The following is a 19,324-nucleotide window of genomic DNA, read 5'->3' on the forward strand; positions in this document are numbered from 1 at the left end:
TGCCATGGCTCATAATTGCCGGAGTATTCTACTACTTGTTATCGTATGTTTCATGACTCAAGCAATAGCGAGTACGCGCTCGATTTTTCCCCTGCAGGCCTACAACCAAAGCCCTACCTATTGGTTTCCACCCAACGCCCCCGATTATACTAAACCCTTAGTTTCCGCCAAACTTCAGCAGCAAGCTCATCAAAACCTACTCAAACACTATTTCGGCGGCAGCCCTACCTCTTCTTCGCCTTGGGATGAGCACTATGTTCAGCAAAAGCTATCGGATAAAGGAACGGATAGTATCGCTTCTTCTATAAAGAAAGTATTAGAGCGCTTTGACAATGTAGATGCCAAGGGAGATAGCATTAATTACGGCAGTAATTATCGTCCCTATACACAAACATGGATTGATAGCATTCGTACCAATGTGCCGCTAACTCAGTTCAAGAAGCTACATTTTCACGCTGCACAGAGAGGAATAACCGTAAGTCAAACGATGGTTAGAGTGCTCCCTACCAATGATCCTAGCTTTTATAGCGATGCTATCGCGGGTGAAGGTTACCCTTTCGATAACCTGCAAGAATCGCGGCTACACATTGGAACGCCCATTTATGTCATTGGGCATAGTGCCGATACTCTGTGGAGTTTCATTATGAGCCCAGACTTACAGGGATGGGTGCTGTCTAATTCTATTGCCTATGCCGATGAGGCTTTTATCCAACTATGGCGAAGTGCGGCAAAAAAAAAGATGGCGGTAATAACCGACTTCAACGTAGCGTTGACTGAGCCACATCAATCTCGTATTTATGCCAGTGATGACATGGGGAGCATTCTCCCACAGCTTGACGCCCAACACCTGATGATTCCGGTGGTTAACAATCGGCAACAAGCTGTTATACATATCGCCAGAGTAGCGCCCGACAAAATAAGTACCCTACCGCTCGCTGCAAGCCGTAAGAATTTTGCGTTACTGATTCAGCGTTCACTAGGTCGCCCTTACGGATGGGGAGGCTTGTACGGCTACAACGATTGTTCGAGCGAATTAAAAAATCTGATGACCGCATTCGGGTTTTGGCTCCCCACTCACTCTTCAAAACAAATCACTCAGGGAAAAACCGTTGATTTAAGCCAATATCCGCCAAACGAGCGCCTAGACTTTCTGGCTAAGCATGGTCGGCCTTTTATGACCCTCATTCATATTCGGGGACATATTATGCTGTACGTAGGAAACACTGATGAAGAACGGCCGATGACCTTTCAAAACATATGGGGCTTAGGGCCGAAAGATCGTAGCAGGAGATCTATTATTGGGCAGGCAGTTCTGTTCCCTCTATTGCTTTCTTATCCAGAAGATCGCTCTCTGGCATCTTTGGCGGCAGGCCCTATATTTCAGATCAGTTATCTCGACCAGCCTAGCTATATCGATAAATCTTAGTGCACAGTGTATATAGTGCTGGTAAGTAAGTACTGCGCCACCCTCAATTGAATAGACAAAAAGTGAGCACCGTTGAGATACTCACTTTTTTGTTATCCCAGCATTGTGGCACAACAGCTTAGTTAAGCTTCCCTAGCTGCGCCTGAGAGTAGTTCTGTATACCTAAACGTTCTATCAGGCTCAGTTCAGTTTCCAGCCAATCAATATGTTCTTCTTCATCGGTCAGAATTTCTTTAAGCAGATCGCGAGTAACATAATCATGTATCGAATCAGCATAAGCGATGCCTTCACGTAAATCTTTGGCGCCGCTTAATTCAAGAGCCAGATCCGACCTGAGCATCTCCTCGACGTCTTCGCCAATATTGATTTTGCCTAAATCCTGTAGATTAGGAATACCCTCGAGAAACAGAATCCGCTCAATGTAACGATCTGCATGTTTCATTTCATCGATGGATTCGTGGTATTCCTTATCATTCAGACGGATAAGTCCCCAGTTTTTAAACATTCGCGCATGCAGGAAGTATTGATTGATAGCAACCAGCTCGTTTCCGAGTAGTTTATTGAGATGAGAAATTATTTTTTTATCGCCTTTCATAGATAAGCCCTCCGCTTCCAGTACTAAAAGTGTAGTACCAGATGGCAAAGAGTGGGGAATCTTATCCCACCTATGTTTTAAGCAACGTCATTCATTTCTGGAATATTCGCACACTCCTCGATCAAAATTTCTCTCGCCTGCCGGATACATTTTCCGCAATCAGTTCCGATTGGAACCAGTTGGCGTAGTTGCTTCAAAGTATGGGGATGATGCTGGCGAACAGCATTGCGGATGACTTTATCAGACACTCCATTACACAAACATACGTACATATAAGGCTCACTTCTTAACCAATGCCGTAAGTGTAAATGGGAATGCTTTTTATTTCAATTAAGATTATTTTCTTTTGATATAAAAAAGGGCGCCGGAGCGCCCTTCTAACTTAATCAGTAAAGAAATTAAGAGATTACTTTAGCAACAACACCAGCGCCTACAGTACGGCCGCCTTCACGGATTGCGAAACGCAGACCGTCATCCATCGCGATTGGGTGGATCAAGGTAACTTTCATGTTGATGTTGTCACCTGGCATTACCATCTCAACGCCTTCTGGCAGTTCGATAGTACCGGTCACGTCAGTTGTACGGAAGTAGAACTGTGGACGGTAGCCTTTGAAGAACGGAGTATGACGGCCGCCTTCGTCTTTGCTCAGAATATAAACTTCTGAATCAAAGGTAGTGTGTGGTTTGATAGAACCTGGTTTAGCCAGAACCTGACCACGTTCGATATCTTCACGCTTAATACCACGCAGCAGAACACCAACGTTCTCACCAGCACGGCCTTCGTCCAGCAATTTGCGGAACATTTCAACGCCAGTACAAGTAGATTTAACAGTATCTTTGATACCAACGATCTCTACTTCTTCACCAACTTTAACGATACCGCGCTCTACACGACCAGTTACAACAGTACCACGGCCGGAGATGGAGAATACGTCTTCGATAGGCAGCAGGAACGGCTTGTCGATAGCACGTTCTGGTTCTGGGATGTAAGAATCCAGGAAGCCAGCCAGTTCGATGATTTTAGCTTCCCACTCAGGAGCGCCTTCCAGTGCTTTCAGCGCTGAACCGCGAACTACTGGGATATCGTCGCCTGGGAAATCGTAAGTAGACAGAAGTTCACGAACTTCCATTTCTACCAGTTCCAGCAGCTCTTCGTCGTCAACCATGTCGCATTTGTTCATGAATACGATCATGTAAGGAACGCCAACCTGGCGACCCAACAGGATGTGCTCACGAGTCTGTGGCATAGGGCCATCAGTTGCAGCAACAACCAGGATAGCGCCATCCATCTGCGCAGCACCGGTGATCATGTTTTTAACGTAGTCGGCGTGACCTGGGCAGTCAACGTGCGCGTAGTGGCGAGTCGGGGTGTCATATTCAACGTGAGAAGTGTTGATGGTGATACCACGAGCTTTTTCTTCTGGCGCGTTATCGATCTGATCGAATGCACGAGCGTTACCGCCGTAGGTTTTAGCCAATACGGAAGTGATTGCAGCAGTCAGGGTAGTTTTACCATGGTCAACGTGGCCGATAGTACCGACGTTTACATGGGGTTTGGTACGTTCAAATTTTTCTTTAGACACGACTATATTCCTTACTCTTGTGCTCTCCCACTTATGAGAGAGCACTGGATCATTGTTTTAAACCCGAAAGCTTATTTGCCACGGGCTTCGATAACGGCTTTAGCGACGTTGCTAGGTGCTTCAGCATACTCCAGGAATTCCATGGAGTAAGAAGCACGGCCCTGAGTCTGAGAACGCAGGTCAGTAGCATAACCGAACATTTCAGACAACGGAACCTTGACGCGAACGGTTTTACCGGTAGCAGTATCTTCCATACCTTCGATGATACCGCGACGACGGTTAAGGTCGCCCATTACGTCACCCATGTAATCTTCTGGGGTTTCGACTTCAACCTTCATGATTGGCTCAAGCAGAACTGGTTTAGCTCGTTTGAAACCTTCTTTAAAGGCGATAGAACCGGCTAATTTAAACGCCAATTCTGAGGAGTCAACGTCATGGTAAGAACCGTAATGCAGACGAATCTTAACGTCAACAACCGGATAACCTGCCAATGGACCAGCTTTCAGCTGTTCCTGGATACCTTTATCAACGGCTGGGATGAACTCTTTAGGAATAGAACCACCAACGATTTCGTTGACGAATTCATAACCTACGCCACCCGGTGGCAGCGGAGACATGTCGATAACAACATGACCGTACTGACCACGACCGCCTGATTGTTTAGCGTGCTTACCTTCCACGTCCTTAACGGTGTCGCGGATGGTTTCACGGTAAGCAACCTGAGGTTTACCGACGTTTGCTTCCACGTTAAACTCGCGGCGCATACGGTCAACCAGGATATCCAAGTGCAGCTCACCCATACCAGCGATGATAGTCTGACCAGATTCTTCGTCAGTCCAAACGCGGAATGATGGATCTTCTTTTGCCAAGCGACCCAGAGCCATACCCATTTTTTCCTGGTCGGCTTTGGTTTTTGGTTCAACAGCAACAGAGATTACTGGCTCTGGGAACTCCATACGTTCCAAGATGATAGGATTAGCTGGGTCACACAGGGTGTCACCAGTAGTCACATCTTTCAGACCGATCGCTGCTGCGATGTCGCCTGCGCGAACTTCTTTGATCTCTTCACGTTTGTTGGCGTGCATCTGTACGATACGACCCAGACGCTCACGCTGTGAACGCACTGAGTTCAACACGGTGTCGCCGGAGTTTACAACGCCAGAGTACACGCGGAAGAAGGTCAAGTTACCAACAAACGGGTCGGTAGCAATTTTGAACGCCAGTGCAGAGAATGGCTCGTTGTCAGATGAATGACGAACAGCCGGGGTATCTTTACCATCGTCCAGAATACCGTTGATAGCTTCAACGTCAGTTGGAGCCGGCAGGTATTCGATAACCGCATCCAGCATCGCCTGTACGCCTTTGTTTTTAAACGCAGAACCACAGGTTACCAGAATAATTTCGTTGTTCAGAACGCGTTGACGCAGAGCTTTCTTGACTTCAGCCTCGGTCAGCTCTTCGCCGCCCAAGTATTTGTCCATCAGCTCATCTGAAGCTTCAGCTGCAGATTCAACCAGGTTCTGGTGCCATTCTTTAGCCAGCTCAACCATGTCAGCAGGGATATCTTCGTATTCGAAGGTAACGCCCTGATCTGCATCGTTCCAGTTGATGGCTTTCATTTTCACCAGATCGATAACGCCGGTGAATTTCTCTTCTGCGCCGATTGCCAGTTGCAATGGAACTGGATTCGCGCCCAGACGAGATTTGATCTGACCAACAACTTTCAGGAAGTTAGCACCCATACGGTCCATTTTGTTAACGAACGCGATGCGTGGAACTTTATATTTGTTAGCCTGACGCCATACGGTTTCAGACTGCGGCTGAACACCACCAACAGCACAGTAAACCATTACAGCACCATCAAGAACACGCATGGAACGTTCTACTTCGATGGTGAAGTCAACGTGTCCTGGGGTGTCAATGATGTTGACGCGGTGTGGCTCAAACTGCTTAGCCATACCAGACCAGAAGGCCGTGGTTGCAGCAGAAGTGATGGTAATACCACGTTCCTGCTCCTGTTCCATCCAGTCCATGGTGGCTGCGCCGTCATGAACTTCACCGATTTTATGATTTACGCCGGTGTAGAACAGAATACGTTCGGTAGTGGTGGTTTTACCGGCGTCGATGTGAGCACTGATACCGATATTACGATAGCGCTCAATGGGTGTTGTACGAGCCATTTGATTCCTCTATTCCTAGGGCGTTCAAGTTCAGTTAACCCATGCGGGTTGGCTAATTGAAGCGCCCGCATGGTTAGCATTACTACTGCGTGGTAATTACCAGCGGTAGTGGGCGAACGCCTTGTTGGCTTCTGCCATGCGGTGAACGTCTTCACGTTTCTTAACAGCAGAACCTTTGTTCTCTGCTGCGTCAGACAGTTCATTCGCCAAGCGCAGAGCCATGGATTTATCACCGCGTTTACGAGCAGCATCAACGATCCAACGCATTGCCAGGGCATTACGACGAACCGGACGAACTTCTACTGGTACCTGGTAGGTTGAACCACCAACGCGGCGAGACTTAACTTCTACAGTCGGGCGCACGTTATCAAGAGCAGTTTCAAACGCTTCCAGGTAGTCTTTACCAGAACGCTGAGCCAGGGTTTCCAGCGCGGTATAGACGATTGCTTCTGCAGTAGATTTTTTACCATCTACCATCAGGATGTTTACAAATTTGGCCAGTAACTCAGATCCGAACTTAGGATCTGGCAAGATTTTACGTTGACCAATAACACGACGACGTGGCATGGAAATACTCCGTTGTTAATTCAGGGTTGTCCAAAACTCTAAGAGTTTATTTTGACATTAAAGTGAAAATGTTTGGCCTTACTTAACGGAGAACCATTAAGCCTTTGGCTTCTTCACGCCGTACTTAGAACGAGCTTGCTTACGGTCTTTAACACCTGAGCAGTCAAGCGCGCCGCGAACGGTGTGGTAACGCACACCTGGCAAGTCTTTAACACGACCGCCACGGATCAGGATCACGGAGTGTTCCTGAAGGTTATGACCTTCACCGCCGATGTAGGAGGTGACTTCAAAACCGTTAGTCAAACGCACACGGCAAACTTTACGCAGTGCGGAGTTTGGTTTTTTCGGGGTGGTGGTATATACGCGGGTACATACACCACGTTTCTGCGGGCAGGCTTCCAGTGCAGGAACGTTGCTCTTAGCAACCTTCATGCTACGTGGCTTGCGAACCAGCTGGTTAATCGTTGCCATTATTAAAAAAGCTCCTGGGTTTTTGCTTCGTAAACACGTGATAAATCCCCCTCGTATGCACTAAGGGCAGAGTACGAGGACGCAGAATTTTATGGCTGACTACCTAAGGTGTCAAGAAATATACAGCATTAGTCGTATTACCATGCCAAGTGTTGACGATGTTTAGTGGTTAAATCGACGAAGTGAGTATAGCCGATCGCTAGTATTTTGTCTGAATTTTGACCAACCAAACCACGCGCAGCCAGATCATTTTCCAGAACATAGAGAGAAGCTAAGTTATTTAACAATATGTTAAGAACATCGGCGTCTTTTAACGTCGCTAGCACTCCATCCTGCAAAAACAGAATGGCATCTTCGTCGGTGGTCAGTCTCAGCAGCGCGGATAAATCGCATTGAAAAGGTGAACGGCTGAAGGTATACAACATATTTAGTATCCTGATACGGTCAAAATGTCAGCACAACGTCGTAAGCGGCTAACTGTTGGCGTAACTTTTCAGGCGCTAACACTTCAACATCCAACACCCAATCTTTGGCCTGAGCCAGACCGCGTTGCCGTAATGCCTCTGCGCACATATAACACTTTTCTACGTCATAAAGTGGTAAGACACCGAAAGTGGCAATATAGTTTCTGGCCAGAATTTTTTCCGGCTGTTGTTGCGGAAGTAACTGGAATACGCCATCCGAGACAAAAAACACGCCGATATCTTCGCTGAGAGCCGAAGCCGCCAATAGCGCGTCTAGTCCTTCCCGGCCACTCGCGTTTCCGTGTGGGCCTTGAGTGAAAACAAAAGCGATAGATTTCATGCCCATCTCTAAAATTGCGCGATCAAAATTGAACAACGCGGTCACAGGTCAGCGCCGCTTCGGCCAGCGAACCCAATCCGCTCAGAGTAAAACCGGGCTGTAGATTGGCGGCGGCCAGATCAAGCTGCTCCGCCTCATGCCGATCGCAGATTCCTCGCCGCAACGCCGCGGCCACACACACATTGAGCTCAATCCCATTCTGCTGCGCCAGTTGTTGCCACGCGCGAACCAGATCAAACTCATCGCTGGCAGGCGAAGTCAGTTGATTGGCGTTCAGCACCCCTTCCCGATAGAAAAAAATGCTGACCAATTGATGGCCCGCCGCCAGTAACGCCTGAGCAAACTGATAAGCACTGCTGGCCTGCTGAGTACCATAGGCAGGGCCGGTAACCAATAGGCAGTAACGCAGCATTAGCGCTCGTGCCCGATAAGATCGCCGCTTTTGAACTGGCGAATATACAGATAAACCGTATGCTTCGAGATATTCAACCGCTCCGCCACTTGGTTAATGGCATCTTTAATATCAAAAATACCCTTCTCATAAAGATTGAGCACCACCTGGCGATTTTTCGCATTGTTAGACACATTGCGATCCGCATTCACCTCTTCAATGGTGAATTCCAGCGTTTGCGCCACCAGATCATCCACCGATGACGCAAAGTTGACGGAAGAAGGAACTTCCTGCGTTTCCGGTGGCATAAATGTCTGAATAATTTGTGAGAAAGGCACATCCAGATTCATGTTGATACACAGCAAGCCAATCACTCGCTGAACGCGATTACGAATAGCAATAGTGACGGATTTCATCAATACGCCGCTTTTTGCGCGAGTGAAATAGGCGCGAGAGACGCTACTGTCCGCACCGGCCATATCGTGCAGCATACGCAGCGCCAGATCGGTTATCGGCGAACCAATCTGACGGCCAGTATGTTCACCGTTGGCAATTCTGACGGCTGAACACTTAAGATCTTCCAGCGAATGCAGAACAATTTCACAATGTCCGCCAATCAACATGGCCAAGCCATCAACGACGGCCTCGTATGATTTCAGTATTTCATAATCTGTTTGACTGAACGGACGTTCATCCAGTAAATCCAGTTCACTGGTTTCGCCAGTTAAAAGCGAATTAGACATCGAAGACACCACCCTCTAGGTAGAGCCTGTCTCAATAGCAACGGGCAGACTCATAACTCAATATCTTGGAATATAAGCTTAGCAAATATGCCAAAGCTAAATCCTTGCGTTTGTGCGTGGTATTGACGTTAAGCCCACAACCCATAAGCGTCAAGTTATCCAAGAGCAGAAGCGCAAAATGAATCAGCAGAATACAAAAAAAAACCGCCGCGAAAGCAATTCGCAACGGTCTGTGCTGTTCGCCAAAGCGATACTAAGCTATTTCCGAATTATTTTTGGGCTTTTGCTTCAGCTTCTGCGGCGGTTTTTTCAGCAGCGACGTCGGCTTTAGGAGCAGCTTTCACATCCAGCAATTCCACGTCGAATACCAGAGTGGAGTTAGCGGGGATCCCCGGAACGCCGGTTTTACCGTAAGCCAGTTCTGGTGGGATGACCAGAGTGATTTTGCCGCCTTTCTTGATTTGTTTCAGACCTTCAGTCCAGCCTGGAATAACGCCGTCCAGACGGAAAGACAGTGGCTCGCCGCGTTTGTATGAATCATCAAAGACGGTGCCGTCAGTCAAAGTACCTTTATAGTTAACTACTACGGTATCACTGTCTTTCAGCGCGTCACCAGCACCTGGTTTTTCAACTTTATACAGCAGGCCGCTCGCGGTTTTCTTCACGCCTTTTTCTTTAGCAAAAGTATCGCGGTACTTGGTGCCTTTATCTGAATTTTCTTTCGCATCTTGCGCCATCTTGGCCTGAGCCGAGGATTTCACACGAGCTTCAAAACCTTGCAGAGTTTTTTCAATTTCTTCGTCAGTCAGCTTAGATTTATTGGCAAAAGCGTCCTGAACACCGGCGATCAACTGGTCTTTATCCAGTTTGATTCCCAGTTTTTCTTGTTCTTTCAGCGAGTTGTCCATATAACGACCTAAGGATGCACCCAGTGCATATGCAGATTGCTGGTCGTCATTTTTGAACTTGCTGTTAGTCGTTGCTGCCGCGTCAGGAGTTTTTACCGCGTCAGCAGCCATAGCCTGAGTTGCATTCAGGGTCAATGCCATGGTTGTAGCCAGCAAGGTTACTTTAAACAATGATTTCATCCATTTCTCCAATGGCTCAGGGCTTCTTACCCCAAGCAACGATTGTGTATGTTTCAGTACTATAACTGCCGGAGCGAAGACAAAACAATCTCCGAATCTACAGTATGCAGTGATATTTCGACTTTTTTTATCACAAGAAGTTTCCTTTTTATTGTTCTCACTCTCTGCGCAAGGCATTCCGCGGCGTTTACAGGTAGAATCTCTGACATCGCTGTCGCTCCGGCATGCGGCCATCGCGGCAGGAATCGATGACAGAATCGTCGTTAGCAGTTATGAGAGGAAATACTATGGAAGCGTCTTTGTTCGAACAACGGCTTGAAATGCTGGAAAGTCGTCTGGCGTTTCAGGAAGTGACAATTGAAGAATTGAATTTGATTGTGACTGAACACCAGATGGAAATGACCAAACTGCGGGAACACCTGCGTTTGCTGACGGATAAATTACGGGCCTCCCAGCCTTCAATGTTGGCATCACAGGCAGACGAAACGCCCCCACCTCACTATTGAGGTTTATTTGCGGCACAAAAAAGCCAGCCTTGCGGCTGGCTTTTTCATTGACGATCGTGATGCCTTAGTGGCAACCACAGCCGCCTTTACCGCAACCGCCGCCCTGTTGAGCGTGGTCATGGCCGTGGTCATGGTCGTGATCGTGGTCGTGACCGCCGCAGCAGCCGCCGCCGTGTTCATGGTGATGATCGTGCTCACCGTGTACGTGGCCGTGTTGCAGTTCTTCTGCAGTCGCTTCGCGAATGGCAACAACTTCAACGTTGAAGTTCAGATCCTGACCAGCCAGCATATGGTTACCATCAACCACAACGTGCTCGTCTTCCACTGCGGTAATTTCTACCGGTACTGGACCCTGATCGGTGTCAGCCAGGAAGCGCATACCGACTTCCAACTCGTCAACACCCATAAATACGTCTTTCGGTACGCGCTGAACCAGATTTTCATCATAGTTGCCGTAACCGTCATCAGCACTTACACGCACATCAAAACGGTCGCCCGCTTCGTGGCCTTCCAACGCTTTTTCCAAACCGGAAATCAGGGAGCCGTGTCCGTGCAGGTAGTCCAACGGCGCACTCACCGGAGACTCATCAACTAACACACCGTCTTCTGTACGTACCTGGTAAGCCAGGCTGACCACTAGGTCTTTTGCTACTTTCATGACATCTCCTACCCTTGGAACAAAAATTGGCACAGATTGTAGCGGAAATCTGAACCCCTGTACCCTTCAGCATAAAAAATCGCTGAGGATAACGCTACTTTGGATCAAAAATACCGATAACTTGCTCTTTCGGGCGGACATGCTGATTGACCTGCTCGTCAGTTTGACGCTGATGATGGCCACACTTCACACATTCCACGACTTCCACCTGATCTTCACGCCATAAAGCGAGAGTATCCATAGCCTTACACTGCGGGCAGGTAGCGCCGGCAATAAAACGTTTACGGGTTACAGACATGCTGATTTCTCCGGTTTACTCGTGTTCATCCCAGCCATCAAGCTGCCTGCTTTCATGCAGCATTTCTCGTTGGAAAATATCTTCCAGCTCGCGACGGGCCTCTTTGACTCTGGAAATCTGCGCCACATCGCCATGGTGCGGCGGCATCAGCTCACGCAGCATACGCATATCCAAACGACGGAAATGCTGCTGCGCCCGATAAGCCTGATGCGGGTGCATACCCAGTTGTCGTAATGTTTTACGCCCCAGTTCCAGCGCACTGGAGAAAGTTTCGCGGGTAAAATCCTTCACGCCGCTTTGCAATAATTCATGTGCTTCCACGCGGCCTCTGGCGCGGGCCAGAATATGTAAATTGGGGAAGTGTTGCTGACATAAATGCACCAATGTCATGGTGTCTTCCGGCTCATTACAGGTAATCACTATGGCTTTGGCTTTCTCCGCGCCGGCGGCACGCAGCAGTTCTAGTTCGGTTGCATCGCCATAATAAACCTTATAACCGTATTTGCGCATCACGCCTACGGCGCTAACGTCCCGTTCCAATACGGTAATACGCATTTTGTTTGCCATCAGCAGACGGCCAATAACCTGCCCGAAGCGCCCAAAACCTACAACGATAACCTGCGGATCGTTGTCTTCCACGAAAGGTTTTTCGTCGCTTTCTTCCGGAGCGTTATAACGGCGAGACAGAATACGATCGATACCTTGCATCAATAACGGTGTAGTCATCATTGATAAAGTCACGACCACCAGCAGCAGCGCGAGTTGATCGACACTTAATACATGCTGACTAAAAGCCGCAGAGAATAGTACGAAGGCAAACTCACCGCCCTGACTCAGCACACCGGCAAACTGAAGCCGCACTGAACGCCTCAGGCCAAAGGCTCTGGCCAACCCATAAAGTACCGTGGCTTTGATGGAAACCAGCGCCAATACGCCAAGTAATACTTCCAGCAGATGGGTAAAGATAACGCCAATATTCAGCGCCATCCCCACTGAGATAAAGAACAGGCCGAGCAATAAGCCTTTAAAAGGCTCAATAGCGATTTCCAGTTCATGCTGAAATTCACTTTCCGCCAACAGGATTCCGGCGATAAATGTCCCTAACGCCATCGACAGGCCCAGCGCATCCATAAATATTGCCGAACCTAGCACGACCAGAAGCGCGGCGGCGGTAAACACCTCACGCACGCCGGAGGCAACAATATAACGAAATAACGGGCGTAGCAGGTATCGCCCTCCGATGAGCATGCCAGCAAAAGCGGCCACTTTCAGAGCGATTCTCGCCCAATCGTTAGCGCCCCCACCGCCGCCCGCCAAAATGGGAATCAGCGCCAATGCGGGAATAACAGCCATATCCTGAAATAACAATACGGAGAAACCAAGTTGGCCGCCTTCGTTACGGTTCATCCCTTTTTCACGCATAAGCTGAAGTGCCATTGCGGTTGAGGACATGGCTAAACCGATGCCACCAATGACCGCGGCCTGCCAGGCAAACTGAGTGAAATAGAGCAGCGCGCCCAAAACCGTCGCGGTGATGATCACCTGCCCCGCTCCGACGCCAAAAATAGAGCGCCTCAATTGCCAGAGTTTGGCTGGATTAAGTTCCAGACCAATGATGAACATCAGGAAAACAACGCCTAGCTCAGAAAAATGCAGAATCTCATCCACATCGCGAATAAAACCCAGCCCCCACGGGCCAATGGCGATACCGGCAATCAGGTATCCCAATACCGCTCCAATACCCAATCGTTGTGCGATAGGTACCGCAACGACAGCTGCAAACAAAAACAGTAAAATTGCGGTTAATAGCGCCGAGCCTTCCATAATTATGGCCTCCCTTGTGGCAACGGAGAAGCTAACCACTCGGCGTAGGCCTGCGCATGGTTGGACAACACTTCCGGCTTTTGCCGACGCGCCCAGTAAACAATCATCGGATTTATCCAATGCATATGACACATAGACGCAGTCAATTCGAACGGGCGCAGAATGTCATCCATCGGATATTGGTTATAGCCGCCGACTCGATATGTCCCTTCCGGTTCGCCGGTGGTAATCACCGAACGCCAGTATTTTCCCCGCAGAGCATGGCCTCCGACGCCATTGGCAAACCCGCGCGCCAGTACGCGATCCAGCCATTCCTTTAATAAGGCCGGGCAACTATAGGTATAAAGCGGATGTTGGAAGACAATGACCTGATGCTCACGCAGTAGCTGTTGCTCGTGATGAACATCAATAAAGAAATCCGGATAATGTGCGTAAAGATCGTGCACAGTGACATGCGCTAGCTGCTTTACCGGTTGCAGTAAAACCCGATTGGCGACCGAGTCCTGTGATTCCGGATGGGCATACAGCAGCAAAACCTTCGGCGGCTGTGACATCATTCCCCTCCAAAGCGTCGTCAGGGTGCGGGTTTTCCGTTACCATGCGTCGCAAGACTTAAAATAGGGCGTTTAACGCCCTGTTTGTACCCAAAGTAGAAGTAGTGGGTATTGCAGATTAGGCTAGAAACTAATGCCTCTGCGACCTCAGGTACTAAGGGTTACCTTAATATAATGACAATTTAACATACTCTAAACATACGGCACTCTATGATTGTTTTCTCTTCGCTTCAAATTCGACGCGGGACTCGCGTCTTGCTGGACAATGCTACAGCGACCGTCAATCCGGGCCAGAAGGTCGGGCTGGTAGGTAAAAACGGCTGTGGCAAATCGACCCTGCTGGCCTTGCTGAAAGGCGAAATGAGCGCCGATGGGGGCAACGCCACTTTCCCCAATAACTGGGCGCTGGCCTGGGTTAATCAGGAAACCCCGGCGCTAGATATGCCAGCGATAGAGTATGTTATCGACGGCGACCGTGAATTTCGTCAGTTGGAATCCGAATTACAGGCCGCCAACGAAAAAAACGACGGTCATGCTATTGCTACGGTACATGGGAAACTCGATGCCATTCAGGCCTGGACCATTCAGTCTCGCGCAGCCAGTCTGCTAAATGGCTTAGGCTTTTCGCAGGATCAGTTGCAGCAGCCCGTTCATTCTTTCTCTGGCGGCTGGCGAATGCGCCTTAATCTGGCACAGGCTCTGGTATGTCGTTCTGATTTGCTGCTGCTGGATGAACCGACCAACCATTTGGATTTGGACGCCGTAATCTGGCTGGAAAAATGGCTGAAAAGCTATTCAGGTACGCTAATCCTGATTTCCCACGATCGGGATTTCCTCGATCCTATTATCGATAAGATTCTGCATATTGAACAGCAGTCGCTAAATGAATATACCGGCAACTATTCATCTTTCGAACGCCAGCGTGCGACCAAGCTCGCTCAGCAGCAATCGATGTATCAACACCAGCAGGAAAAAGTCGCGCATCTGCAACACTATATTGACCGTTTCCGCGCTCAGGCGACCAAAGCCAAGCAGGCACAAAGCCGAATTAAAATGCTCGAACGCATGGAAATGATTGCGCCAGCGCACGTTGATAACCCGTTCCGCTTTAGCTTTCGCACGCCGGAAAGCCTGCCCGATCCGCTATTGCGAATGGAGAAAGTCAGCGCCGGCTACGGCGATAAAACCATTCTGCAATCTATTAAGTTAAATCTGGTTCCCGGCTCCCGTATCGGTCTGCTCGGACGCAACGGGGCAGGTAAATCTACGCTAATCAAATTGCTGGCTGGCACGCTGGAACCACAAAGCGGTGAGATCGGTTTGTCGAAAGGCATCAAACTAGGTTACTTCGCTCAGCATCAGTTGGAATTCTTACGTGCGGATGAATCCCCGCTCCAGCATATGAGCCGTTTGGCGCCGAAAGAGCCGGAACAGCAACTGCGGGATTATCTGGGCGGCTACGGTTTCCAGGGTGATCAAGTCACAGATCCGACCGCTCGATTCTCCGGTGGAGAGAAAGCGCGTCTGGTATTGGCGCTGATTATCTGGCAGCGCCCTAACCTATTGCTGCTGGATGAACCGACCAACCATCTGGATTTAGATATGCGGCAGGCACTCACCGAGGCGCTAATTGATTTTGAAGGCGCATTGGTCGTTGTTTCCCACGATCGTCACTTATTGCGTTCTACAACTGACGATTTGTATCTGGTTCACGACGGCAAAGTCGAGCAATTTGACGGCGATCTGGAGGATTATCAGCAGTGGCTGGTCGATTTACAGCGTCAGCAGTCACAGCAAGGTAGCCCGGAAAAAGAAGTCTCTGGAAATAGCGCCCAGCAGCGTAAAGACCAAAAACGCCGCGACGCTGAGTTCCGCACGCAAACCCAGCCACTGCGTAAGCAAATCATGACGCTGGAAAAACAAATGGATAAGTTGAGCGCCGAACTAGCCGCCGTGGAAGATGAATTGGCAGATTCTGCGCTGTACGATATCTCCCGCAAGAGCGAGCTAACCGAATGTTTGCAGCGGCAAAATCAGGTGAAATCCAAACTGGAAGAAACCGAAATGAATTGGCTGGATGCCCAGGAGCAATTAGAGCATCTGACTAAGGAATTTGAAGAAAATTAAGCGTTTCCAAGCTGAAAACTGCCGCTATTCATGGATGATCGCGGCATGGAAAAAATTGATATCAGCATTATTGTGCCGGTGTTCAACGGCGAAGCCTATCTTGCCACGCTGCTTGATTCATTGAGCAGTCAGTCAGGCGTATCTTTCGAAATCATCGCTATCAATGATGGCTCCAGCGACGGCAGCGCCGCCATACTCACGGATCGCGCCCGCCGTCACTCTTTTCTGCGCGTCATACATCAACCCAATCAAGGTTTATCCATTGCCCGTAATCAGGGCATTGCTCAGGCAAAAGGGCAATGGGTCGCATTTGCCGATTGCGATGACTGGCTAGCGCCGAACGCACTGCAAATCTGGCTACAACAGGCCACAGAACAGCAGTTGGATCTACTGATTGGCAACGGCTATCGTTTCTGCGGCGAACCCACTCAGCAGAGCGTCAAACCTTTATTACCCGAACAACGCTGGCAAAAGACGCTCACCGGAAAACAATGGATTATCCACAGCGTCGCACAAAACAACTGGCTGCATTTTTGCTGGCTACAACTGATCCGTCGAGAGCTAATCCAGGCGCATCAATTAACTTTTACGCCTCATCAGCTCCATGAAGATATTTTATGGACCACTCGGCTGGCGTTAGCCGCACAGCGCGTAAATTACTGCCCTGAACCGCTTTATGGCTATCGCACCGCGCCCCACTCCATCACCAGAAAACACTGTTTTCATCTAAGAATGTTACGAGCAGCGAGTTATCTCGATATTATCAGCGAATTAGTCCGTATTGCGGCGCAATCAGAGCCAGTGCTGAGCAAGGCACTGCTACGCCACGCTAATCGAGAAAGCGGCCAGCTATTAGGCTTAACCCGTTGGCAAACCAGAACCTGCGCAGAGCGTAGCCAGCTTGCCAGACGTTTCAAAGAATTAGGATTGGAAATGCCCTTAATCCGGGGAGCGATCGGCCTGCGGGATTTCTGGCGGGCGCTACGTTGCATTATCATTTTCCGCCGCTACGCCAGACAAAAACCTTCACTTAAGGCCGATAAAAGGGTTTGTCACCGAGGATCGTGGCCCGATGCATAATCCGACGCTCCGGCAAATAATCCGCATTGGCGTAATGCTGGGTAACCCGATTATCCCAAATAGCCACGTCATCCTGCTGCCAACGCCAGCGCACCTGAAATTCGGGTTTCGTCGCGTGAGCAAACAGGAATCCCAACAAAGCCTCACTTTCTTTAGCGCTTAATTCATTGATTTTTGTCGTAAAACCTTCATTAACGAATAACGCCTGACGGCCACTGACCGGATGGGTGCGTACCACCGGATGCAAAAGCGGCGGATTCTTCTCTTTCGCCAGCAGCCAGCGTTGGTGATCTTCCAGCGTAGCCCGATGCTTATGCTCAGGGAATGATTTAGTAAAATCATGCTCGGCCTGCAATCCCGCCAGAAGCTGCTTAAACGGGGCAGATAGCGCCTCGTAGGCCGCGATGCCGCTGGTCCATAGAGTGTCACCGCCGGTAGCAGGTAGATGCTTCGCCGCCAGAATGGCACCCAACGGCGGATTGGCGATGAAAGTCACATCCGTATGCCAGTTATCATTATCCGGCGGATTATCATCGTGAGTATCCAGTACGATAATTTCCTCACACTCTTTGACGTGCGGATAAACTGGATGAATATGCAGGTCGCCAAAACGCCCCGCCAAATCTCGCTGCTGCAACGGCGTTATCGGCTGATTACGCAGAAAGAGCACCTGATGTTTGAGCAACGCATGATAAAGCTGCTCAAATTGACTATCGCCCAATGGGCGGGAAATATCGATATTTTCGATTTGTGCGCCGATATAAGGCCCAAGGGGATTAACCACTAAACGTTCGTTCATTGTTGCACTCCGTACCAAGGGGTTAAGCGGCGCTGAATGGCCCGAAGCCCTAATTCCATGCTGAAAGCGATTATTGCGATTACGCCGATACCGGCGATAACCACATCCGTTGCTAAAAATTCACCGGCAGACTGCACCATAAATCCCAGACCTCGCGTGGCTGCAATCAGCTCGGCGGCGACTAAAGTAGACCAACCCACGCCCAGACCAATGCGGATGCCGGTCAGAATCTCGGGTAAGGCACTCGGCAATACCACATGTCGTAATACCTGCCAACGGTTGGCACCCAATGCTTGCGCGGCTCTGACTCGCACCTGCGCTACGCTGCGCACACCGGCTACCGCAGCCAGAGTAATAGGCGCGAAAATGGCTAAATAAATCAGCAAAATCTTGGATGTCTCACCGATGCCAAACCAAATCACCATCAGCGGTAAATAAGCCAAAGGAGGTACGGGCCGATAAATTTCAATCAGCGGATCCAATATGCCGCGTACCGTCGGACTTAATCCCATAGCAATGCCGGTTGGGATTCCCAGCGCGATTGCCGCTAATAAAGCCAGCATAATCCGCCCAAGGCTGGCGGCTAAATGCTGCCACAGCGTAGCGTCCATAAAGCCTTGTGGGCTGGCAATGGTCATGAGCTGATGCAGCACTTGCTGCGGCGCAGGAAGAAAGAGCGGGCTAATCAGTTGCAGCGCCGTAACGCTCCACCAAATCACTAATATCAGCGCTAACGTCAGCAAACTTAACCCTAAACTGCGGGGCAATAACTGCCCGATAGAGCGAACGAATCGGCGGCTAATTCGCCCTGAAGATGCCGTATTCGGTGCCGAAGAACGCAATGTGCTGTGCAGGCTCATATCAAAGCCTCTCGCTGCTGGAATACTTTACTCAGCACATATTCACGCTGAGCAATGAATTCTGGATCTGACTTAATTGAGCGGCAGGCTTCGCCATTGGCATATCGCTGACCAAAATTGAGCGTCAACCGTTCCACCACCTGCCCCGGCCCTGACGATAACAACAGTAGCTCGCTGGCTAAAAAAACAGCTTCTTCAATATCATGGGTAATTAACAGCACCTGCTTACCGGTATCGCGCCAAATATTCAGTAACAGTTCTTGCATCTGCTCACGCGTGAATGCATCTAGCGCACCGAAAGGTTCATCCAACAGCAGCAAGCGCGGATCAACCGCCAATGCACGAGCTATTCCGACGCGCTGGCGCATACCGCCAGAGAGCTGCCAGATAAAGTGATGCTCAAAACCGCTTAATCCGACCTCGCCCAGCATTTTCAACGCCGTTTCACGTCGCTGCGAGGGATCCATGCCAGCCAGTTGAAGACCGAATTCCACGTTGCTAATCACATCTCGCCACGGCAGCAATCCTTCATGCTGAAACACCACGCCGCGATCGGCACCCGGCCCAGTAATCGGCACACCGTCTAAAGTGATACTTCCCGCCGAGGGTTGAATAAAGCCGGCAATCAGGTTCAATAACGTGGTTTTTCCGCATCCTGATGGCCCAAGCACCACCACCAGTTCGCCGGAGGCTATATTTAACGACACATTTTTTAATGCCGCTTTTCCCTGATATTCCGCACTCAGGCCGCTGACGTTTAGCATCTGGCC

General features: G+C 49.5%; 22 protein-coding genes. 4 read left to right on the top strand and 18 right to left on the bottom strand.

Features of this window, described 5'->3' with window-relative positions; all coding sequences use genetic code 11:
* Window positions 1-52: 52 nt before the first annotated feature.
* Window positions 53-1,426: a C40 family peptidase gene (locus PL78_RS11365; protein WP_158513762.1), complete on the top strand. Its 1,374-nt coding sequence runs from the start codon at window positions 53-55 to the stop codon at window positions 1,424-1,426.
* 118 nt (window positions 1,427-1,544) lie between these two features.
* Here the strand turns inward: PL78_RS11365 and bfr are convergent, their stop codons facing one another.
* The 11 genes from bfr to fkpA form a co-directional block, all read right to left on the bottom strand.
* Complete coding sequence (gene bfr, locus PL78_RS11370; protein ID WP_064515579.1) at window positions 1,545-2,021, bottom strand: bacterioferritin; 477 nt, start codon at window positions 2,019-2,021, stop codon at window positions 1,545-1,547.
* A 77-nt stretch (window positions 2,022-2,098) separates the two neighbouring features.
* Window positions 2,099-2,293: a bacterioferritin-associated ferredoxin gene (gene bfd / locus PL78_RS19640; protein ID WP_071665759.1), complete on the bottom strand. Its 195-nt coding sequence runs from the start codon at window positions 2,291-2,293 to the stop codon at window positions 2,099-2,101.
* A 126-nt stretch (window positions 2,294-2,419) separates the two neighbouring features.
* Entirely contained in the window at window positions 2,420-3,604 is a 1,185-nt protein-coding gene (tuf, locus tag PL78_RS11375; protein ID WP_064515581.1) for an elongation factor Tu, read from the bottom strand.
* Window positions 3,605-3,675: 71 nt separating this feature from the next.
* Window positions 3,676-5,784 carry an elongation factor G gene (fusA, locus tag PL78_RS11380; protein WP_064515583.1) on the bottom strand — a complete coding sequence of 703 codons (2,109 nt, stop codon included), beginning with the start codon at window positions 5,782-5,784 and terminating at the stop codon, window positions 3,676-3,678.
* Between the two features lie 96 nt (window positions 5,785-5,880).
* Window positions 5,881-6,351: a 30S ribosomal protein S7 gene (gene rpsG, locus PL78_RS11385; protein WP_004702306.1), complete on the bottom strand. Its 471-nt coding sequence runs from the start codon at window positions 6,349-6,351 to the stop codon at window positions 5,881-5,883.
* A 96-nt stretch (window positions 6,352-6,447) separates the two neighbouring features.
* Window positions 6,448-6,822, bottom strand: coding sequence for a 30S ribosomal protein S12 (rpsL, locus tag PL78_RS11390; protein WP_004718567.1), 375 nt, complete (start codon window positions 6,820-6,822; stop codon window positions 6,448-6,450).
* A gap of 137 nt (window positions 6,823-6,959) precedes the next feature.
* Window positions 6,960-7,247, bottom strand: coding sequence for a sulfurtransferase complex subunit TusB (tusB, locus tag PL78_RS11395; RefSeq protein ID WP_064515585.1), 288 nt, complete (start codon window positions 7,245-7,247; stop codon window positions 6,960-6,962).
* Window positions 7,248-7,266: 19 nt separating this feature from the next.
* Window positions 7,267-7,632 (bottom strand): sulfurtransferase complex subunit TusC, encoded by a 366-nt coding sequence (gene tusC / locus PL78_RS11400; protein WP_120805418.1) that lies wholly within the window; start codon window positions 7,630-7,632, stop codon window positions 7,267-7,269.
* Window positions 7,633-7,648: 16 nt separating this feature from the next.
* Entirely contained in the window at window positions 7,649-8,038 is a 390-nt protein-coding gene (tusD, locus tag PL78_RS11405) for a sulfurtransferase complex subunit TusD (protein ID WP_064515587.1), read from the bottom strand.
* The gene (locus PL78_RS11410; RefSeq protein WP_064515590.1) at window positions 8,038-8,760 is read right to left on the bottom strand and encodes a helix-turn-helix transcriptional regulator; all 723 of its coding nucleotides are present in this window, start codon (window positions 8,758-8,760) and stop codon (window positions 8,038-8,040) included. The genes tusD and PL78_RS11410 overlap by 1 nt, the downstream gene beginning before the upstream one ends.
* 269 nt (window positions 8,761-9,029) lie before the next feature.
* The gene (gene fkpA / locus PL78_RS11415) at window positions 9,030-9,848 is read right to left on the bottom strand and encodes an FKBP-type peptidyl-prolyl cis-trans isomerase (RefSeq protein WP_064515591.1); all 819 of its coding nucleotides are present in this window, start codon (window positions 9,846-9,848) and stop codon (window positions 9,030-9,032) included.
* Between the two features lie 287 nt (window positions 9,849-10,135).
* Between fkpA and PL78_RS11420 the strand changes: the two genes are divergently transcribed.
* On the top strand, window positions 10,136-10,354 hold the full coding sequence (locus PL78_RS11420) for a protein SlyX (RefSeq protein ID WP_049597224.1): 219 nt from the start codon (window positions 10,136-10,138) through the stop codon (window positions 10,352-10,354).
* Window positions 10,355-10,418: 64 nt separating this feature from the next.
* Here the strand turns inward: PL78_RS11420 and slyD are convergent, their stop codons facing one another.
* The 4 genes from slyD to kefG form a co-directional block, all read right to left on the bottom strand.
* Window positions 10,419-11,012 carry a peptidylprolyl isomerase gene (gene slyD / locus PL78_RS11425; RefSeq protein WP_064515592.1) on the bottom strand — a complete coding sequence of 198 codons (594 nt, stop codon included), beginning with the start codon at window positions 11,010-11,012 and terminating at the stop codon, window positions 10,419-10,421.
* A 94-nt stretch (window positions 11,013-11,106) separates the two neighbouring features.
* Window positions 11,107-11,310 carry a YheV family putative zinc ribbon protein gene (locus tag PL78_RS11430; protein WP_049597226.1) on the bottom strand — a complete coding sequence of 68 codons (204 nt, stop codon included), beginning with the start codon at window positions 11,308-11,310 and terminating at the stop codon, window positions 11,107-11,109.
* A gap of 15 nt (window positions 11,311-11,325) precedes the next feature.
* Window positions 11,326-13,134 (bottom strand): glutathione-regulated potassium-efflux system protein KefB, encoded by a 1,809-nt coding sequence (gene kefB, locus PL78_RS11435; protein WP_064515593.1) that lies wholly within the window; start codon window positions 13,132-13,134, stop codon window positions 11,326-11,328.
* Between the two features lie 2 nt (window positions 13,135-13,136).
* Window positions 13,137-13,688 carry a glutathione-regulated potassium-efflux system ancillary protein KefG gene (gene kefG / locus PL78_RS11440; protein WP_064515595.1) on the bottom strand — a complete coding sequence of 184 codons (552 nt, stop codon included), beginning with the start codon at window positions 13,686-13,688 and terminating at the stop codon, window positions 13,137-13,139.
* 210 nt (window positions 13,689-13,898) lie between these two features.
* Between kefG and PL78_RS11445 the strand changes: the two genes are divergently transcribed.
* Window positions 13,899-15,815 carry an ABC transporter ATP-binding protein gene (locus PL78_RS11445; RefSeq protein ID WP_064515597.1) on the top strand — a complete coding sequence of 639 codons (1,917 nt, stop codon included), beginning with the start codon at window positions 13,899-13,901 and terminating at the stop codon, window positions 15,813-15,815.
* Window positions 15,816-15,860: 45 nt separating this feature from the next.
* Complete coding sequence (locus PL78_RS11450) at window positions 15,861-16,895, top strand: glycosyltransferase (RefSeq protein WP_064515598.1); 1,035 nt, start codon at window positions 15,861-15,863, stop codon at window positions 16,893-16,895.
* Here PL78_RS11450 and tauD read toward each other — a convergent pair.
* From tauD to tauB, 3 genes are read right to left on the bottom strand one after another with little or no spacing between them, the layout of a single operon-like run.
* Complete coding sequence (tauD, locus tag PL78_RS11455) at window positions 16,846-17,694, bottom strand: taurine dioxygenase (protein WP_064515599.1); 849 nt, start codon at window positions 17,692-17,694, stop codon at window positions 16,846-16,848. The genes PL78_RS11450 and tauD overlap by 50 nt on opposite strands.
* Entirely contained in the window at window positions 17,691-18,554 is an 864-nt protein-coding gene (tauC, locus tag PL78_RS11460; RefSeq protein ID WP_064515600.1) for a taurine ABC transporter permease TauC, read from the bottom strand. Before tauC ends, tauD begins: the two co-directional genes overlap by 4 nt.
* Window positions 18,551-19,318 (bottom strand): taurine ABC transporter ATP-binding subunit, encoded by a 768-nt coding sequence (gene tauB / locus PL78_RS11465; protein ID WP_064515602.1) that lies wholly within the window; start codon window positions 19,316-19,318, stop codon window positions 18,551-18,553. The genes tauC and tauB overlap by 4 nt, the downstream gene beginning before the upstream one ends.
* Window positions 19,319-19,324 lie beyond the last annotated feature (6 nt).

Source organism: Yersinia entomophaga (assembly GCF_001656035.1).
GTDB classification, from domain to species: domain Bacteria; phylum Pseudomonadota; class Gammaproteobacteria; order Enterobacterales; family Enterobacteriaceae; genus Yersinia; species Yersinia entomophaga.